The organism is Pseudomonas sp. C2B4 (genome assembly GCF_013359695.1).
Classification (GTDB): Bacteria; Pseudomonadota; Gammaproteobacteria; order Pseudomonadales; family Pseudomonadaceae; genus Aquipseudomonas.
Window position 1 is genome coordinate 213119 of sequence record NZ_JABFMU010000005.1, and the last position, 19147, is coordinate 232265.

The 19147-nt window shown below is 59.2% G+C and carries 12 protein-coding genes; 3 read left to right on the forward strand and 9 right to left on the reverse strand.

What is annotated here, in order from left to right; genetic code table 11:
• Positions 1-227 precede the first annotated feature (227 nt).
• The 5 genes from ntrC to glnA all read right to left on the reverse strand — a co-directional run bounded on the left by ntrC (position 228) and on the right by glnA (position 5796).
• On the reverse strand, positions 228-1664 hold the full coding sequence (ntrC, locus tag HNQ83_RS06580; protein WP_047536349.1) for a nitrogen regulation protein NR(I): 1437 nt from the start codon (positions 1662-1664) through the stop codon (positions 228-230).
• Positions 1661-2746 carry a nitrogen regulation protein NR(II) gene (gene glnL, locus HNQ83_RS06585; protein ID WP_175388201.1) on the reverse strand — a complete coding sequence of 362 codons (1086 nt, stop codon included), beginning with the start codon at positions 2744-2746 and terminating at the stop codon, positions 1661-1663. The genes ntrC and glnL overlap by 4 nt, the downstream gene beginning before the upstream one ends.
• A gap of 220 nt (positions 2747-2966) precedes the next feature.
• The gene (locus HNQ83_RS06590; RefSeq protein WP_175388202.1) at positions 2967-3578 is read right to left on the reverse strand and encodes a DUF4124 domain-containing protein; all 612 of its coding nucleotides are present in this window, start codon (positions 3576-3578) and stop codon (positions 2967-2969) included.
• A complete protein-coding gene (locus tag HNQ83_RS06595; protein ID WP_175388203.1) occupies positions 3575-4084 on the reverse strand; it encodes a DUF4124 domain-containing protein in 510 nt (169 codons plus the stop codon). Before HNQ83_RS06595 ends, HNQ83_RS06590 begins: the two co-directional genes overlap by 4 nt.
• 305 nt (positions 4085-4389) lie before the next feature.
• Entirely contained in the window at positions 4390-5796 is a 1407-nt protein-coding gene (gene glnA, locus HNQ83_RS06600; RefSeq protein ID WP_110965907.1) for a type I glutamate--ammonia ligase, read from the reverse strand.
• Positions 5797-6124: 328 nt separating this feature from the next.
• On the opposite strand from glnA, the gene thiI reads away from it, so the two are divergent.
• The gene (gene thiI / locus HNQ83_RS06605) at positions 6125-7579 is read left to right on the forward strand and encodes a tRNA uracil 4-sulfurtransferase ThiI (protein ID WP_095192291.1); all 1455 of its coding nucleotides are present in this window, start codon (positions 6125-6127) and stop codon (positions 7577-7579) included.
• Positions 7580-7718: 139 nt separating this feature from the next.
• Positions 7719-9539 carry a translational GTPase TypA gene (gene typA / locus HNQ83_RS06610; protein WP_103396910.1) on the forward strand — a complete coding sequence of 607 codons (1821 nt, stop codon included), beginning with the start codon at positions 7719-7721 and terminating at the stop codon, positions 9537-9539.
• 84 nt (positions 9540-9623) lie between these two features.
• On the opposite strand, the gene HNQ83_RS06615 is transcribed toward typA, so the two are convergent.
• From HNQ83_RS06615 to HNQ83_RS06630, 4 genes are all read right to left on the reverse strand, one after another.
• Positions 9624-11006 carry an efflux transporter outer membrane subunit gene (locus tag HNQ83_RS06615; RefSeq protein ID WP_175388204.1) on the reverse strand — a complete coding sequence of 461 codons (1383 nt, stop codon included), beginning with the start codon at positions 11004-11006 and terminating at the stop codon, positions 9624-9626.
• Positions 11003-14092, reverse strand: a complete 3090-nt coding sequence (locus HNQ83_RS06620) for an efflux RND transporter permease subunit (protein WP_175388205.1) — start codon at positions 14090-14092, stop codon at positions 11003-11005. Before HNQ83_RS06620 ends, HNQ83_RS06615 begins: the two co-directional genes overlap by 4 nt.
• Positions 14092-15231: an efflux RND transporter periplasmic adaptor subunit gene (locus tag HNQ83_RS06625; protein ID WP_256668875.1), complete on the reverse strand. Its 1140-nt coding sequence runs from the start codon at positions 15229-15231 to the stop codon at positions 14092-14094. The genes HNQ83_RS06620 and HNQ83_RS06625 overlap by 1 nt, the downstream gene beginning before the upstream one ends.
• 575 nt (positions 15232-15806) lie before the next feature.
• On the reverse strand, positions 15807-16247 hold the full coding sequence (locus HNQ83_RS06630) for a YkgJ family cysteine cluster protein (RefSeq protein WP_175388206.1): 441 nt from the start codon (positions 16245-16247) through the stop codon (positions 15807-15809).
• A gap of 259 nt (positions 16248-16506) precedes the next feature.
• Here HNQ83_RS06630 and HNQ83_RS06635 point away from each other — a divergent pair, with 259 nt between their 5' ends.
• On the forward strand, positions 16507-18957 hold the full coding sequence (locus tag HNQ83_RS06635) for a glycogen/starch/alpha-glucan phosphorylase (protein WP_175388207.1): 2451 nt from the start codon (positions 16507-16509) through the stop codon (positions 18955-18957).
• Positions 18958-19147 lie beyond the last annotated feature (190 nt).

Genomic DNA, 19147 nt, shown 5'->3' on the forward strand with positions numbered 1-19147 from the left:
ATAGGGGTTCGATAGCGAACGGAGGCGGGATTTTGGATCGGTTGCCGTGCGCGATTGCGGTTCACGGTGCATTCAGGCGGTGCACGGGAGCCCAAAAATCTTCGCGAGCAGGCTCGCTCCCACAAGGCTCGGTGATGTTCACTCAATAGTGAAACCTCAACAAATCCACTGTGGGAGCGAGCCTGCTCGCGAATGGGGTGTGACGGTCAGTGAAGCATCAAGGCTGCTTAGCCCTCATCCCCCTCGTCATCATCCCCGCCATCGACCTTCATCCCCAGCTCCTTGATCTTGCGCGTCAGGGTATTACGCCCCCAGCCCAGCAAAACCGCGGCATCCCGGCGACGGCCCGCCGTGTGCTTGAGGGCGGTTTCGATCATGATCCGCTCAAACGCAGGCACAGCGCTGTCCAGCAGGCTCGACTGACCCCGTGCCAGCGCCTGGTCGGCCCACTGGCGCAGTGCCTGTTCCCAGTTGGTCACTGGAGCGGAATCCTGCGGCAGGCTCAGCAGCTCCGGTGGCAGGTCACCGATGTGCACTTCACGACCGGAAGCCATCACCGTGATCCAGCGGCAGGTGTTCTCCAGTTGCCGCACGTTGCCTGGCCAAGGCAGGTTTTTCAGGTATTCCTCGGTTTCGTTTTTCAGCAACTTCGGCTCGACGGCCAGCTCTTGCGCGGCACGGCTGAGGAAGTGCTTGGCCAGGGTCGGGATGTCTTCACGACGATCCGACAGGCGCGGGATGTGGATGCGGATCACATTGAGCCGGTGGAACAAGTCTTCACGGAATTTCCCGGCATGCACCAGGGTTTCCAGATTCTGGTGAGTCGCGGCGATGATCCGCACATCGACTTTCACCGGTACATGTCCGCCAACCCGGTAAAACTCGCCGTCAGCCAGGACCCGCAGCAGACGGGTCTGGGTGTCGGCCGGCATGTCACCGATTTCGTCGAGGAACAACGTGCCGCCGTCCGCCTGTTCAAAACGCCCGCGGCGCAGGTTGGCAGCGCCGGTGAACGCTCCTTTTTCGTGGCCGAACAGCTCGGATTCCATCAGGTCTTTCGGGATCGCCGCCATGTTCAGCGCGATGAACGGCGAAGCCGCGCGCGGGCTGTGGCGGTGCAGGGCGTGGGCCACCAGTTCTTTACCGGTGCCCGATTCGCCGTTGATCAGCACGGTGATGTTGGAGTGACTCAAGCGCCCGATGGCGCGAAACACTTCCTGCATCGCGGGCGCTTCGCCGATGATTTCCGGGGTGCGGGTCAGGGTCGGAGCGACTTCCAGGCCTTGCTGTTCCTGGGCGTGCTGGTTGGCGCGCTTGACGAGGGACACCGCTTCGTCGACATCGAATGGCTTTGGCAGGTACTCAAAGGCGCCGCCCTGGTAGGACGCGACAGCGCTGTCCAGATCGGAATGCGCCGTCATGATGATCACTGGCAGCCGTGGATGCTGTTCGCGAATCCGCGCCAGAAGGTCCAGGCCGCTGGCACCGGGCATGCGGATGTCAGAGATGATCACGTCCGGCTGCTGGCGTGCCAGGCGGCTCATCACGCCATCGGCGCTGTCGAAGCTTTGCGTGGTCATGCCTTCCTGCTGCAAGGCTTTTTCCAGGACCCAACGGATAGAACGGTCGTCATCGACGATCCACACGGTTTCACTACGGCTCATGTCGATGTGGCTCCTTGTTCCAGTGGCAGAAAGATCGAGAAAGTGGTGTGGCCGGGGTGGCTGTCACATTCGATCAGGCCCTGGTGCTGGCTGATGATGTTCTGGGTAATGGCCAGGCCCAGCCCGGTACCGTCCGGACGACCGCTGACCATGGGAAAGAAGATGGTTTCCTGAAGCTCCGCAGGAATGCCCGGGCCGTTGTCGATGATTTCGATCTTGGTCACCAGGCGATGGCGCACGTGGCCGATGGTGAACTGGCGCATGGCGCGGGTGCGCAGGCTGATACGGCCCAGGCGCAGCTCGTTCTGGCTGCTGATGGCCTGCATCGCATTGCGCACGATGTTCAGCACGGCCTGGATCATTTGTTCGCGATCGATTAAAACGTCGGGAATGCTCGGATCATAGTCGCGCACCAAGGTGATGCAGCCCTGACTTTCGGCTTCCACCAGGTGGCAGACACGTTCCAGCACTTCGTGGATGTTGCACATGGCCAGCGAGGGCAGTTTGTTGGAGCCGAGCATGCGATCCACCAGATTACGCAGGCGATCGGCTTCTTCAATGATGACGTTGGTGTAGTCGCGCAGGTTTTCTTCCGGCAGCTCGCGGGCGAGCAACTGAGCAGCGCCACGAATGCCGCCCAGCGGGTTCTTGATCTCGTGGGCAAGCCCGCGTACCAGCATCTTGCTGGTTTCCTGCTTCGACAGCTGCGCTTCTTCCTTGGTGATCCGCAACAGTCGATCGCGGGGATGAACTTCGAGCAGCAGCATCGTGTCGCCGCCTGAAAGGATCGGCGTCACCGCGTAATCGACCGTCAGGGTCTGGCCGGTGAGGGCGGTGAGCATGGCCTCGCGCTTGGTGAACGGGTGCGCCTGCTGGACCGCCTGGCGCAAGGAATTCAACGCCTCGGTCGATTCGGTGAACAACTCGCTGATGAACTGCCCATGACTGCGCTGGCCGCTGATGGCCAGAAGCATCTCTGCCGCCGGGTTCATGTACTCGAGGCGCAGTTCGGCATCGAGCAGGATGGTGGCGGTGGTCAGGTTGTCGAGTAGCAAACGATGCAGTGCGTCGCTGATGGTCATTCAGGACCTCTTTTGGCGCATGAATAAAAAGCTGATGCGAGGAAACTGCAAAAAACAAACCAAGGCTCCGAAAAGAAGCGTTCAACCCCTGAAACGGGCGTTTGACGCTCGATTGCGTGGCGCTCTGTCAGCTTTCGCGGGTACTTTCGAACCAAAATGGGTTGCAATTGGAGGGCGGTGCAACCATTCGCACCAATATAGTGCGCAAACCTGAACAAGGTTAGAAATTGCGCCAAATCGCGTTTTTTTCTTCAACGGGCTTTTCGGTGAGTGGGCATTCCGGCCTTTGGCCGTAGTCGTCGAGGGCGCAGGGTTTGACCTTGCGTTTCTGTTTCAGAGACACGCGTTGCATGTGGAATGGCTGATTGGCGGTGCGTTCGACGGTTTGGCCCTGTTCGTCGATGATCTCCACCGACAGCTGGTGCGTGCCACGGTCGATATTGCTCAACGGGAAGACCGGGCTCAAGCCCGGCTCAGCGGTGGGGCGGCCATCCAGCAGCAATCGATAGCGATGCCTTCGTTGCAGCCCTGGTTCGCTGGTGACGCTGACGATGATCTCGCCGGCGGTGCTGCGTACCGTGGCATCGGGTTCCGGTACCAAAATGCGCAGCAGGTCGTAATGCAACGGCGGCTGTTTCTCGGTTTTCTTTGAAGTGACGGGGGCGGTCTGGGTGGTGGGCATTCGATTGCTGGGCGCCAGTGGCACAGGTTTGGCGTTGCCGGCTTTTGGCTGGTCGGTGAACACCCGATTGCCTTGAGCATCGAGGTACGTGAAGACCTCCGCCGACACAGGCAGGGCGAACAGCCAGGCAATCAGCAGCCAGGCCTTCAAGGCTTGTGCACCCGCTGCACGGTAAAAGTGACGGTAGGGCTTTGCTGGATCACGGTTTCGCCATCGATCACTTGCACGGCGAGACTGTGCTGGCCGCGGTCGATATTCACCAATTGCAGTGTCGGTATGTTCCCCGGTTGTCCGTAGGGTTGTTGGTCCAGCAACAGCCTGAACAGATGCGGGCCTTGCAGGCGTGGCTTGATCAGCACATTGACGGTGAAGGTGCCGTTGTTGGCGCGTAGGGCTTCGTTGGTGGGCAGGCCGATGAGTTCCAATACCTCGTAGGCGCGGTGAGGTGGTTCGTTGGCATTGGCCTCTGGCGCAGGTTTGCCAGACGACTGCGTTTCAACGCTGTTGAGCGGTGGCAACTCGACCGCCTGGGCTTTCACGCCTTCGGGTGGTTGATTGCTGTAGGCGGTGTTGCCATTGGCGTCGGTGTATTTGTAGATCTGCGCTGCGGCGGGCAGGGCGATCAGCAGCAGGATGAAGAGAAAACCACGACCCATAAAATCGACCGGAAACGAAAAGCGTTGGGAGGCAGCATAGGTCAGGGGTGGTCGTTTGGCCCAGCCTATTAACATCTGGATATGGAGTTACCCGTTTCTCCCCGCCACCAATAATCCCCCTGTGGGAGCGAGCCTGCTCGCGAAGGCGGATTAACAGACGACGACTGTGTTGATTGTGCCGGCCTCTTCGCGAGCAGGCTCGCTCCCACAGGGGGGGGGGCGGTGGCCGTTGAATTGCGGGCATAAAAAAGGCCTCCCGAAGGAGGCCTCTTTTTGGTCACGCCGCTTGCGCAGGCGTCACTGGATTAGCAGCTGTAGTACAGATCGTATTCCAGTGGGTGTACGAAGGTACGTACCTTGATTTCTTCTTCGCTTTTCAGAGCGATGTAAGCGTCGATGAAGTCGTCGGAGAACACGCCGCCTTTGGTCAGGAACGCACGACCTTTGTCCAGCTCTTCCAGGGCTTCTTTCAGGCTGCCGCAAACTTGTGGGATCTCTTTCGCCTCTTCAGGCGGCAGGTCGTACAGGTTTTTGTCAGCTGCGTCGCCAGGGTGGATCTTGTTCTGGATACCGTCCAGGCCAGCCATCATCAGTGCTGCGAAGCACAGGTACGGGTTGGCAGCCGGATCCGGGAAGCGCGCTTCGATACGGCGGGCTTTCGGGCTCGACACGTAAGGAATACGGATCGAAGCGGAACGGTTACGGGCCGAGTAGGCCAGCATTACCGGAGCTTCGAAGCCTGGAACCAGACGCTTGTAGGAGTTGGTCGCCGGGTTGGTGAAGCCGTTCAGGGCCTTACCGTGCTTGATGATGCCGCCGATGAAGTACAGGGCGGTATCGGACAGACCGGCATAGCCTTCGCCTGCGAAGGTGTTCTTGCCGTCTTTCCAGAGGGACATGTGCACGTGCATACCCGAACCGTTGTCGCCGTACAGCGGCTTAGGCATGAAGGTAGCGGTACGGCCGTAGGCATCGGCAACGTTGTGCACGACGTACTTCAGGGTTTGGGTTTCGTCGGCTTTCTTCACCAGGGTGTTGAATTTGACGCCGATTTCGTTCTGGCCGGCAGTTGCCACTTCGTGGTGGTGAACTTCGACGGTCAGGCCCATTTCTTCCAGTGCGTTGCACATGGAGGTACGGATTTCGTGGTCATGGTCGAACGGCGGAACCGGGAAGTAGCCGCCTTTGACGCCTGGACGGTGGCCTTTGTTGCCGCCTTCCACGTCCTGGTCGGACATCCACGAACCTTGTTCGGAGTAGATCTTGAACATGGAGCCGGAGATGTCGGACTTGAACTTCACTTGGTCGAAGATGAAGAACTCTGGCTCTGGACCGGCGTATGCGGTATCACCAATGCCGGTGGACTTCAGGTACTCTTCGGCGCGCTTGGCGATCGCACGTGGGTCGCGGTCGTAGCCTTGCATGCTCGAAGGGTCGACGATGTCGCAGACCAGGATCAGGGTCGGCTCTTCGGTGAACGGGTCCAGTACGGCAGTGCTGTCGTCCGGCATCAGGATCATGTCGGAGGCTTCGATGCCTTTCCAGCCAGCGATGGAGGAACCGTCGAACATCTTGCCGACTTCGAAGAAGTCTTCATCCAGCGCGTCGCGAGCCGGCATGGTCACGTGGTGCTGAGTGCCGCGGGTGTCCGTGAAGCGCAGATCAATCCACTTGACGTCATGATCTTTGATGAGTTGAACCGACTTCGACATAGTGTCCTCCGGGTGGATTAGGGCTGGTAGTGGATGCCCTTAAATGTTTGTGATGCCGGCGCGAATACTCTGCCAAGGCAACCTGCCTCACAAGGGAGCAAATTGCATGCCAGTGCCCCAGCATGGGTTTTTTGCCCCAATTTCACGCTTATAGAGGTGCAAAACGCTTCAAAGCGGAAAAACACGCCCCTTAATGTAGCGTCGAAATCGGAAAGTGACCTGTTTTGGTGCGTGAAAAACCTTCTGCACATAAACTGGTTAAACCTTGAGCAATTTCCGCTATAATCCGCGCCCCCCTTTTTCGGCTGGCCCAGCGCGCGCTGTTTTCATGAAACTAATCGTAAAAGTCTTCCCAGAGATCACCATCAAGAGCCGCCCGGTACGGATGCGTTTCATCCGCCAGTTGGCCAAGAACATCCGTGCCGTGCTCCGCGACCTGGACCCGGCTGTGGTGGTGAACGGCGTGTGGGACAACCTCGAGCTGGAAACCCGCGTCAGCGACCCCAAGGCCCTGAAAGAGATGGGCGAGCGCCTGAGCTGCATGCCGGGCATCGCGCACTTCCTGCAGATTGACGAATACCCGCTGGGCGATTTCGACGACATCGTCGAAAAATGCAAGCAGCACTACGGTGATGCACTGGCCGGGAAGATCTTCTCGGTACGTTGCAAACGTGCCGGCAAGCACCCATTTAGCTCCATAGATATCGAAAAATACGTCGGCAGCCAGTTGCGCCGTCAGTGTGGTGCGGCCGGTATCGACCTGAAAAAGCCGGAAATCGAAGTCCGGATCGAAGTTCGCGACCAACGGTTGTTCGTGATCCACAGCCAGCACAACGGCATCGGCGGTTATCCGCTGGGTGCGCTGGAGCAGACGCTGGTGCTGATGTCCGGTGGCTTCGACTCCACCGTCGCGGCCTACCAGATCATGCGCCGTGGCCTGATGGCGCATTTCTGCTTCTTTAACCTGGGCGGACGTGCCCACGAACTGGGCGTCATGGAAGTCGCGCATTTCATCTGGAAGAAGTACGGCAGCTCGCAACGCGTGTTATTTGTCAGTGTGCCGTTCGAGGAAGTGCTGGGAGAAATTCTCGGCAAAGTCGATAACAGTCATATGGGCGTAGTATTGAAGCGTATGATGTTGCGCGCTTCCTCCCAGATTGCCGATCGACTGCACATCGAGGCGCTGGTCACCGGTGAGGCGATCTCCCAGGTGTCGAGCCAGACGTTGCCGAACCTGTCCGTGATCGACTGCGTGACCGACAAGCTGGTCCTGCGTCCGCTGATCGCCAGCCACAAGCAGGACATCATCGATACGGCCAATGAAATCGGCACTGCCGATTTCGCCCGGCACATGCCGGAGTACTGCGGGGTCATTTCGGTCAATCCGAAGACGGCGGCCAAGCGCTACCGCGTAGAGCATGAAGAGAAAGAATTCGACATGGCAGTCCTTGAGCGTGCGCTCGAGAACGCCAAGCTGGTGCCGATCGATCGCGTGATCGACGAATTGGGCCAGGATTTGCAGATTGAAGAAGTCAGCGAAGCGCTGGCCGGTCAGATCGTCATCGACATCCGTCACCCGGATGCCGCCGAGGATGATCCGCTGGAGCTCGCTGGTATCGAGGTACAAACGATGCCGTTTTATGCACTGAACGCTCGTTTCAAGGAACTGGACCCTACTCGCCAGTACCTGTTGTATTGCGACAAAGGCGTGATGAGTCGCCTGCATGCCCACCATTTGCTCAGTGAGGGGCATGCCAATGTGCGCGTTTATCGACCGAGCTAAGTGCCCGGGGCTGTTTGCCTGTGGCCTGCGTCACCGGCCCCCCGATGCCACCGTCAAGCTGTAACGGCTTTCACGGACGCTACTGTTAATCGCTGCCAAGACTTGTCAGCACACCGAATCCTCTGATCGAGATACACAAGTGATCGAAAATCTACGCAACATCGCCATTATTGCTCACGTTGACCATGGTAAAACCACCCTGGTAGACAAACTCCTGCGTCAATCCGGCACCCTGGAGCGCAACGAGCTCAACGACGAGCGCGTGATGGACTCCAACGACCAGGAAAAAGAGCGCGGTATTACCATTCTGGCGAAAAACACCGCCATCAACTGGAACGGCTACCACATCAACATCGTGGACACCCCGGGCCACGCCGACTTCGGCGGCGAAGTAGAACGCGTTATGTCGATGGTTGACTCCGTTCTGCTGCTGGTTGACGCTCAAGACGGCCCTATGCCGCAAACCCGTTTCGTGACCAAGAAGGCTTTCGAAGCCGGCCTGCGTCCAATCGTGTGCATCAACAAGGTTGACCGTCCAGGCGCGCGTCCGGACTGGGTTCTGGACCAGATCTTCGACCTGTTCGACAACCTGGGTGCCACCGAAGAACAGCTGGACTTCAAAGTCGTCTACGCCTCGGCCCTGAACGGTATTGCCGGTCTGGACCACACCGAAATGGCTGAAGACATGACCCCGCTGTACCAGTCGATCGTCGACAACGTACCGGCGCCGGCTGTTGACCGTGACGGTCCGTTCCAGATGCAGATCTCCGCACTGGACTACAACAGCTTCCTGGGTGTTATCGGCGTTGGCCGTATCGCTCGTGGTCGCGTCAAGCCGAACACCCCGGTTGTCGCTATCGGCGCCGACGGCAAGAAGCGTAACGGTCGTATCCTGAAGCTGATGGGTCACCACGGTCTGCACCGTGTAGACGTTGAAGAAGCTGCAGCAGGCGACATCGTGTGCATCAGCGGTATGGACTCGCTGTTCATCTCCGACACCCTGTGCCACCCGGACACCGTCGAAGCGATGAAGCCGCTGACCGTTGACGAGCCAACCGTTTCCATGACCTTCCAGGTCAACGATTCGCCATTCTGCGGTAAAGAAGGCAAGTTCGTGACTTCCCGTAACATCAAGGAGCGTCTGGACAAAGAGCTGCTGTACAACGTTGCACTGCGCGTTGAAGAAGGCGACTCGGCTGACAAGTTCAAGGTTTCCGGCCGTGGCGAACTGCACCTCTCGGTACTGATCGAAACCATGCGTCGCGAAGGCTTCGAAATGGCTGTAGGCCGTCCGGAAGTGATCATCCGTCTGGTTGACGGCGTGAAGCACGAACCGTTCGAAAACGTCACCATCGACCTGCCGGAAGAATCCCAGGGCAAGGTGATGGAAGAGATGGGCCTGCGTAAAGGCGACCTGACCAACATGGTGCCGGATGGCAAGGGCCGTGTACGTCTGGAATACAACATCCCTGCTCGTGGTCTGATCGGTTTCCGTAACCAGTTCCTGACCCTGACCAACGGTGCTGGCATCCTGACCTCGATCTTCGACCGTTACGACGTGATGAAGTCCGGCGACATGTCCGGCCGTCAGAACGGCGTTCTGGTTTCGGTTGAAACCGGCAAGGCTCTGACCTACTCCCTGGAAACCCTGCAGGCACGTGGCAAGCTGTTCGTTGAACACGGTCAGGAAATCTACAACGGTCAGATCGTTGGTCTGAACAGCCGTGACAACGACCTGGGCGTTAACCCTACCAAGGGCAAGAAGCTCGACAACATGCGTGCTTCGGGTAAAGACGAAACCATCGCCCTGGTTCCACCTGTTCGCTTCACCCTGGAGCAGGCTCTGGAATTCATCCAGGACGACGAGCTGTGCGAAGTAACGCCTAAGTCCATCCGTCTTCGCAAGAAGATCCTGGACGAAAGCGAGCGTACCCGCGCTGCCAAGAAAGCCAAGGCGTAACTAGCCCCGGCTGAAAAAAAAACGCCCCCGGTCGAAAGGCCGGGGGCGTTTTTGTTTGTCCGTCGTTTGTGAGGCCCAATCGCGTTATGGGCTGATCTCCATTTCAAGTGATGAAGGCATGGGGGCAATCCCCAGGCTACGGTTGATTTCCACCCAATGCAGGGCAACATCAAGCTGAGCCCGGGCCTGGCTGCGTCGCACCTCAAAAAGGCTGCGCTCGGCATCCAGTACTTCCAGCATGGAAACAGTGCCGGCATCGTACTGTTGTCTGGCCAGATCGACGGCGCGGGCCGCGGCAGCGGTGGCTTTGTCGAGTTCGCGTTGTCGACTGATGGTTTGGCCATAAGCGTGAATCGATGTATGTGTTTCCCGAAGCGCCTGTAGCAGACTCTGCCGGTAAGCGAGCCGGGCCTGCTCACGGCGGGCATCGCTGGCCTCAATGCGTGAGTCGATCCGGCCGAAATCGAACAGAGGCTGGAACAATTGGCTGGTCAATGCCCAAGGCGCTGCGCCCCCCTGCTCAACAAATGCCAGTGCCCCCAAGCTCAATTGAGGGTAGCGCGCGGCCTTGGCGGCGACGAGGGACTCACCGGCAGCCTGCACCCGTTGTTCTGCGGCCCGTACATCCGGCCGCTCACGGAGTATCTCGGCGGGGATCGATAACAGCTGCGGTAGTGCGGACTCGGAAAATCCCATCGAGGGGGCCGCTGGCTCGGCAAGAAGACTGTCTATCTGTGCCTGATCACTGGCCAGCAGGTAAGCAAGGTTATAGCTGGCCGATTGTGCCTGTTGTCGCGCCGTGGGAATTTCGGCCTGGGTGATCGCGACCTGAGATTCGATGCGCTCCAGGTCAAGGCGATTGGCCGATCCCTGCTCCAGCCGTGCGCGAGTGACACGGGCGGTTTGCGCCTGGTTGATGCCTGTCTCGGTCGCGATTCCCAATATCTGTTGGGCCAGTCGGTACTGCAGGTAATGGCTGGCGACCTCCGACATCAGGCTGAGCCGCAGACTCAGATAATCCTGCCGGGTCGCTTCCAGTTCGGCGCTGGCTTCATTGCGCAGGGCCTTCAGACGGCCGAACAGATCCAGCTCCCAAGCCAGGTCCACCCCATAGGAATACTGAGTGTTCGTACCATTCAGTGCCGTTCGGGATCGACCGTAACGGGCCGCGATGCCGATCTCGGGATACAGCGCGGTCGTGGTCAGATTGCGCTGGGCGCGTACTTCCCGGACGCGCTCGACGGCAGCGGCCAGGTCCAGGTTATCGCGAAGCGCATCGGTCATCAGGCGATTGAGCACCGGGTCATCGAAGCTCTCCCACCAGCGCTGGGTCAGGGAGGCCAGGGCGGGTCCTGGCTCTTTGACTGACGGGCTTTGCTCCAGAGGCATTGCGGGGTCCGATGGGCTGGCGCAACCCGTCAAGACAGACAACAGCAGCAGCGTGAACACAGGTGTTTTGTAATTCATTTCGAGTGCTCCAGCGCAGGGACCTGACGGCGCTTGTCTCCATGGAACAGACGATCAAGTGCCAGGAACACCACCGGTGTCGTCAACAAGGTCAACATCTGGCTGAGCATCAGGCCACCGACGATAACGACCCCAAGTGGTTCACGCAGCTCCGCACCAGTGCCAAACGCCAGCATCAAGGGCACCGCGCCAAACAGGGCCGCCAGGGTGGTCATCAGAATCGGGCGAAAGCGCGCCAGGCACGCCTGATGGATCGCTTCCCGTGCCGTCAACTGGTGTTCGCGCTGGGCCTGCAGGGCGAAGTCGACCAACAGGATGCCGTTTTTCTTGACGATGCCGATCAGCAGGATCAAGCCGATCAGCGCCATGATCGAGAAGTCCAGCTGCCACACCCACAGCAGCAGGATCGCGCCGATGCCTGCCGATGGCAGGGTGGAAAGAATGGTCAGCGGATGCACGAGGCTTTCATAGAGCACGCCGAGAATGATGTAGACGGCAACCAGCGCCGCGATGATCAGAAAGGGTTGGCTGGCCAGTGATGCCTGGAACGCCTGGGCGGAGCCCTGGAAAGTACCGCTCACTGAAGTCGGCAGGCCAATCTCCAGTTCGATGCCCTGCAGGGCGTCCACTGCCTGGCCGAGGGCGACACCGGGGGCCAGATTGAAGGACAGGTTGGCTGCCGGCAGCATGCCGTTGTGATTGATCACGACGGGGCCGCTTGTGGGTGGTTCTACCCGAGTAAATGCCAGCAATGGCACCATCTCGCCGGTCAGGGGCGAGCGTAAATGGAAGTAGCTCAGGCTTTCGGTATTGCCCCGTTGTGCGGTGCTCAGTTCCAGCACCACCTTGTATTGGTTGGCTTCGGTTTGATACTCGCTGATCTGACGCTGCCCGAATGCGTCATACAGCGCATTGTCCAGGTCACGTGCCGTGAAGCCATAACGTGCGGCTTCGTCCCGGTCGAGTGTGATTCGCGTGATGTTGGCATCCCGTTGCAGGTCGTGAGACACGTCACGGAACAATGGATTGGTACGCAGGCGATCGGCCAGGGTGGTCGCCCAGGTTGCGAGTTCGTCGCTGTTTTGCGCTTGAAGGACGTATTGATATTGAGCTCTGGGTTGTCCCGCGCTGAGGTTGATGTCTTGAACCGCGCGAAGGGATATCTGGATGCCGGGTACCTGCGCCAACTGAGGGCGCAGCCGGTCAATGACCTGGCTGACGGTGACGTCGCGCTCGCCCGGGTCGCTCAATACCAGCCACACCCGGCCATTGCCGATCGAATCGGTGGTGCTGCCACCGACGGCATGGTTGTAGCTGATAACGGCCGGGTCCTGGCTGAAAATCGTCTCCAGTTGCTGGTGTTTAACAACCATCTCCTCATAGGAAATATCGGCGGACGCGCGGGTGAACCCCATGATGAAGGCCGTATCCTGCAAGGGGAAAAACCCTTTGGGGATCATGACGAAGCTGGCAACGCTGAGTAATACGCTCGCAAGAAACACGCCCAGCATGCAGCGCTGATGTCCGAGCGCCCAACCCAGGGCTCGATCGTAAGCACCCAGCAGCCCGTTGAAGAAGCCTTCGGAGGGCGTGTGCGTGGGCGCTTTCATGAACAGAGAGGCCAAAGTCGGCACGAGTGTCAGGCAGACCAGGACCGAAATGGCGAGGGTGGCGACCAGTGTGAGGGCAAACTCGCTGAACAGGCGCCCTACGACGCCTCCCATGAATAGCAGGGGGATCAGGGCCGCAACCAATGACACGCTGATCGACACCACCGTGAAGCCGATTTCGCTGACCCCCTTCAGCGCAGCGGTGCGCTTGTCCTCGCCGCGTTCCAGGTGGCGGTGGATGTTTTCGATCACCACGATCGCGTCATCGACGATAAAGCCGACGGAGATGACAATGGCCACCAGTGTCAGGTTGTTCAGGCTGAAGCCCGCCAGGTACATCACCGCGCACGTCGATACGATGGATACGCCAAGCACCGCGGTGACGATCAGCGTCGCCGACCACTGCCGCAGAAACAGCGCCATCACGCCAATCACCAGGAAAACGGCAATCGCCAGCGTCAGTTCGACTTCATGCAATGACGAACGAATGGTGCGCGTGCGATCGTTGATGACCTCGACCTTCATATCCGCCGGCAGAACCGCCTGGAGACCGGGCAGGGCTTCCTTGATGCGATCGGCGATGGCGACAATGTTCGCCCCGGGCTGGCGCCGGATCAGCAACGCCACGCCGGACTGGCCATTGGGCCAGCTTTGCACGTAGTCATCCTCCGCGCCCAGGCTGACGCTGGCCAGGTCCCGCACCCGAACAGGCGCGCCATTGCGATAGGTGACGATGACGTTGTCGTACTGCGCCGGCTCGAACAGTTGATCGTTCACTTCCAGATTCGATACCCGATGTTCGCCGAACAGCGCCCCTTTTGGCAGATTGACACTGGCCTCTTGCACCGCCGTGCGGATATCGGCCAGGGTCACGCCCGCCGCCGCGAGCACCTCCGGTCGGGCCTGGATACGGATTGCCGGGCGGCGTTGGCCGATCACGTTGATCAGGCCGACCCCATCAAGTTGACTCAGTCGACGCGAAAGCACGGTCTCGGCAAGGTCGCTGACTTCGGTCAGGGAAAGTGTGTCGGACCAGGCGCCGAGGATCATGACCGCACCGTCCGCCGGATTCACTTTGCGCCAGACCGGCAGACTGGGCATGTCGCTGGGCAACCGGGCCGAAGCGGTATTGATCGCCACCTGCACTTCCTGGGCCGCCGTGTCGATGTGCTTGTCCAGGCTGAATTGCAGCGTCAGCGTCAACTTTCCCAGCGAGCTGGTCGAGGTCATCTCGGTGATGCCGGCGATTGAACTCAGTTGCACTTCCAGAGGCGTCGCAACAGAGGACGCCATGGTCTGTGCGCTGGCGCCGGGCAGGGTGGCGGTAATCTGGAGGGTGGGGAAGTCCGCCTCGGGCAGTGGCGCGATGGACAGGCGCAAATAGGCGACAACACCGAGCAGAACCATCGCGACACTCAACAAAAGGGTGCCGACCGGACGGTCCATGCACCAGGCGTAAACATTGCGGCTGCTCATCAGGGTGCGCTCCTGCTGGCGACGGCATCCTTGGCCTGGAGAATATTGACCGCTGATCCGGGTCTTAGCCGTGAATAGCCATCAGTGACAACCTGGGTGTCGGGCTCGATACCCTCGACCACGGCGATGTTGGCGTCGGAGTACGCGACCTGCACGGGCTGGGGGAATGCTTTCCCATCGCTGACACGCCAGACAAACGTACCTTTCGCGCCCTGACGCAGGGCACGCTGCGGCACCACCAGGGCATCCTGCACAGTGCCGGCCTGCAGGTTGATCACGACCGACTGATCCGGCCATAGATGTCCCAAGGGATTGGCGACGGTGCCTTTGATCCGCACGGTCCCGGTAGCGTCGGACACCCGGTTATCGATCAGGTCCAGAGACCCCTCCCCCAGAAGAGATCCGCCGTCACCGGAGTAGGCGCGTAACACCATTGTCGATTTGTCGGCATTGGCCGTCAGTGCTCGCAACTGTGGAAGGCGGGCCTGCGGCAAGGCGAATTCGATGCTGATGGGATCCAGCTGGACGACCGAGAACAGCGGCTGCGGGTCGCTTACCCTCAGGTAGTTGCCTTCGTGGACATTACGAATCCCGATGCGGCCATCGGCCGGCGCCTGAATCCGGGTATGGGACAACTGCACCTGAGCGGCTGACACCGCGGCTTCCTGGTTCTGTACTGTCGCTCGTAGCTGAGCAACCAGCCCGGTTTGTTGATCCAGTGTCTGTGAGGAGACAGCTTGCGTGCTGACCAGCGCCCGATAGCGCTTGAGGTCGATCGTTGCCGACGCCAGCTGAGCCTGTGCAACCGCGAGTTGGGCCTTGGCCGCTCCCAGTGCGGCGACAATGGTGCGATCGTCGAGACGTGCCAGCAGATCGCCTTTCTTGACGAACGCACCCTCGCTGACGGGCAGCTCCAGCAATAGCCCATCCACTTGAGGGCGGATATCGATGCTACGCGCGGAGCGTACGTGACCGATGGCATTAAGAAGGATCGGCACGTCCCGGTGCCCGACTTCGACTGCGGTGACCGGCACGGACGGAGCGGTTGCCGGCGTGGTCGTTGGCCCGCCTGGCCATAGCCGGTAGGTCATGCCGCCGACAACGACCAGGCTGCAGAGCGTCAAAGAGGTGCTGATCAACGTCCGACGTATTTTGTTGGATGGCATGCTGACTACTTCCCTATCGGTTTATGGTTTCACCGCGGAAAGCGAAATAAGTGCATGGCGGAGGCGTAAGTTACCTACAGATCATGCATCTACCGGGTGAGTGGCCCGATATTGTCTTTCATGGATTAACGAACGGTTATCCGCCGGTTGTATAAATGCCGTGAAATGATTCTTGTTGTTGCGGACTTAAGTGTTGGAAAGAGGAGTGTCAAATATCGAAGTTTCCTATTTTAATAACGGAACTTTCCTACATTAAATAAAGAGTTTTTAGCGGAAGCGAAATGTATATGCGTTTCGGTGATGGTTCGCCGGGCATCGAGGGTCGGCAGGCGTTGCAGCTGCTTGAAGAAGGGGCGTGTGGGTAGTGACTGACAGTCGAGCCACAGGGTGGCGGTGATCAATCAAGAAAAAGTTTCTCGCCAATCAATACAGTCGGAGAAGTTGCTTTGTTTCTTGAACACTGAGAGCCCGTGCAACTTGCCGGGCTCCTGCTGGGTTAAGAGTTGTCTGTCGATAAGCATTCAGACATGTTCTTACAAGAAGAAAAGTTAAAACTTTTCCAGTGTCCGATGACTGTTGGTTTCCCGCACAACTTCCTTCGGCTTGTACGCGCAATATCCTGGTCGTGGACCGATCTTCGGATGATTGCGGCACGTGTCGGGACGCTTTTCATAAATAGTGCACAAACGGCTCTTACGATTCAGGTAGTAGCAATCGTTGTTGCTCATGCGCTGGAGGGTGAAGATGCCCGATTTCTGGTTGAAGCGCTCGACCAACCCTTCCTTTTGCAGGCGCTTGGCGATGTTCTTCGGTGGATCACCCAGCTCGAATTCGTCAACCACGCCGATACGGACCAGATCCTTGATCTTGACCTCCACCGGCAGCGTGCAGCAGCTGGAGACGCACGAGCCGCACATCGGGGCCGAATATTTGGCCCAGGTATCGAGACGGTCGATCTCGGCTGCGGCAATCAGATTGGGCTTCATCATCGAGGGTTTTACCAGGCGTATGCATCAGGGCGCGCGATCATACCGGGACTGGTGGATTTTTGAACAACCTTTCGCCAGATTTTTTCCAGGTCGTTCAGACAAACCACTAATCCGGCACGGCCCCTGCATTGATTCAGGTACACGACAATGTACTGTCGAGCCAATTCGCATTCATGGGAAAAACTGCCGAACCAGAGCCTCTACCGCCTGTCAGACCGTCTAGGCTCAGACAACTCCAAGCTCGCTCGAGGTCTTATCGATGACTCAAGAACCACTTGTTCGCGAAGCAGAGGTGGCCGCATTCCGCGACGCCGTCTTGACCAAACTCACCTATGCGGTGGGCAAAGACCCGGATCACGCCTTCGACCATGACTGGTTCGAAGCCATTGCGCTGGCGGCGCGTGATCACATGGTCGAGCACTGGATGGACCACACGCGACAGATCTACCGCAAGGGTCAGAAACGCGTTTATTACCTCTCCCTGGAATTCCTCATCGGCCGGCTGCTCTACGACAGCCTGAGCAACCTCGGCCTGCTCGACGTCGCTCGCGAGGCGATGACTGAGCTCGGTGTCGATATCGAGCGCATTCGCCTGCTGGAGCCCGACGCGGCATTAGGCAACGGCGGTCTGGGTCGTTTGGCGGCGTGCTTCATGGAAAGCATGTCGACCCTGGGCATCGCCGGTCATGGTTACGGTATTCGCTACGAGCACGGCTTGTTCCGCCAGGCCATCGTCGACGGTTGGCAGCAGGAACAGACCGAACACTGGCTGGATTTCGGCAACCCATGGGAGTTCGAACGGCCGGAGGTGGTTTACACGATCGGCTTCGGCGGCGGCGTCGAGACTGTGATCGATGAGGCCGGCAAGTCCAAGCAGGTCTGGCATCCGGCGGAAACCGTGCGGGCCATTGCCTACGACACGCCGGTGGTCGGCTGGCGGGGGGCGAGCGTGAACACCTTGCGTCTGTGGCGCGCCCGGGCCATGGAGGATCTGCACCTGGAACGCTTCAACGCCGGTGACCACCTGGGGGCGGTCGCCGAAGTGGCACGGGCCGAGAGTATCTCTCGCGTGCTGTATCCCGCCGATAGCACCGAAGCCGGCCAGGAACTGCGCTTGCGCCAGGAATACTTCTTCGTCGCCGCATCGCTGCAGGATTTGCTGCGCCGCCATCGCAACATGCACACCTCGGTGCTGACCCTGGGCGACCATGCGGCGATCCAGCTCAACGACACCCACCCCTCCATCGCCGTGGCCGAGCTGATGCGTCAATTGGTCGATGTCTATGACGTGGCCTGGGACGCGGCGTGGCAGGTCACGGTCGATACGCTGTCCTACACCAACCACACCCTGCTGCCCGAAGCCCTGGAAACCTGGCCGGTCGGTTTGATGGAGCGCATGTTGCCGCGGCATATGCAGATCATTTACCTGATCAACGCTCAACACATCGACTCGCTGCGCGCCAAAGGCATCCACGACTTCGATGTGCTGCGCGCGGTGTCGCTGATCGAAGAAGACAATGGCCGTCGCGTGCGCATGGGCAATCTGGCGTTCCTCGGTTCCCACAGCGTCAACGGCGTGTCCGGGCTGCATACGCAACTGATGCGCAAAACGGTGTTCTCCGAACTGCACAAGCTCTATCCGCAGCGGATCAACAACAAGACCAACGGCATCACTTTCCGTCGCTGGCTGTACCAGTCGAATCCGGAACTGACCTCGATGCTGGTCGATGCCCTCGGGCCTGAGGTGCTGGACAAGCCCGAGGAACTCTTGACCGGTCTGGAGCCGTTCGCCGAGAAGACCACGTTCCGCAAGGCGTTTTCCGAACAGCGCTTGCACAGTAAAAAAGCCCTGGCGTACCTCATTCATGAGCGGCTGGGGGTGGCGGTCAATCCGGCGGCCATGTTCGACGTGCAGGTCAAGCGGATCCACGAGTACAAGCGCCAGTTGCTCAACCTGATGCACACTGTGGCGTTGTACCAGGCGATTCGCGCCGAACCGGAAATCGACTGGGTGCCGCGGGTGAAAATCTTCGCCGGTAAAGCGGCGGCCAGTTATCACCAGGCAAAGCTGATTATCAAGTTGACCAACGATATCGCCCGGGTGGTGAACAACGACCCGACCGTGCGCGGTTTGCTCAAGGTGGTGTTCCTGCCCAACTACAACGTCAGCCTGGCGGAGAGCATCATTCCGGCGGCAGACCTGTCCGAGCAGATATCCACCGCCGGTTTCGAGGCCTCGGGCACCAGTAACATGAAATTTGGCCTGAACGGGGCGCTGACCATTGGTACGCTTGATGGGGCCAACGTGGAAATGTGCGAGCGCATCGGTGCCGAGCACATGTTTATCTTCGGCCTCAGTGCGCAGCAGGTAGAAGCGCGCAAGCAGAACCACGAGTTCAGCGCGGTGCCGGACATTGCCGCGTCCCATCGGCTCAACGATGTGTTGCAGGCGATTCGTGGCGGGGTGTTCTCGCCGGATGATCCATCCCGTTACACCGGGCTGATCGATTCGCTGGTGGACTACGACCGCTTTCTGGTCTGCGCCGACTTCGATTCCTATTGGAACGCACAGATGCGAGTCGAAGCCCATTGGCATGACTCGAACGAGTGGTGGCGTTCAGCGGTGTTGAACACGGCGCGGCTCGGTTGGTTCTCCTCCGACCGGACGATTCGCGAGTACGCCACGGATATCTGGAAGGCGTTGGGATAGCTTTTAGCAATAATTGCGAGCAAGGCCCGGCGTTTGCTGGGCCTGATCGATATACTAAGCATCAGTTTTACCGGGCGGCAGGGTACATCCGGAGTCAGGAAACTGCGCAGGCCATTGTGGGAGCGAGCCTGCTCGCGAAAGCGGACTTGCATTCAACATCAGTGTTGAATGTCATGGCCCCCTTCGCGAG

Excerpts from the sequence above, each read along its gene's own strand:
- HNQ83_RS06635 (WP_175388207.1), top strand. The coding sequence starts at position 16,507 with ATGACTCAAGAACCACTTGTTCGCGAAGCAGAGGTGGCCGCATTCCGC.
- ntrC (WP_047536349.1), bottom strand. The coding sequence starts at position 1,664 with ATGAGCCGTAGTGAAACCGTGTGGATCGTCGATGACGACCGTTCTATC.
- thiI (WP_095192291.1), top strand. The coding sequence starts at position 6,125 with ATGAAACTAATCGTAAAAGTCTTCCCAGAGATCACCATCAAGAGCCGC.
- HNQ83_RS06630 (WP_175388206.1), bottom strand. The coding sequence starts at position 16,247 with ATGATGAAGCCCAATCTGATTGCCGCAGCCGAGATCGACCGTCTCGAT.
- glnA (WP_110965907.1), bottom strand. The coding sequence starts at position 5,796 with ATGTCGAAGTCGGTTCAACTCATCAAAGATCATGACGTCAAGTGGATT.
- glnL (WP_175388201.1), bottom strand. The coding sequence starts at position 2,746 with ATGACCATCAGCGACGCACTGCATCGTTTGCTACTCGACAACCTGACC.
- HNQ83_RS06615 (WP_175388204.1), bottom strand. The coding sequence starts at position 11,006 with ATGAATTACAAAACACCTGTGTTCACGCTGCTGCTGTTGTCTGTCTTG.
- HNQ83_RS06620 (WP_175388205.1), bottom strand. The coding sequence starts at position 14,092 with ATGAGCAGCCGCAATGTTTACGCCTGGTGCATGGACCGTCCGGTCGGC.
- HNQ83_RS06595 (WP_175388203.1), bottom strand. The coding sequence starts at position 4,084 with ATGGGTCGTGGTTTTCTCTTCATCCTGCTGCTGATCGCCCTGCCCGCC.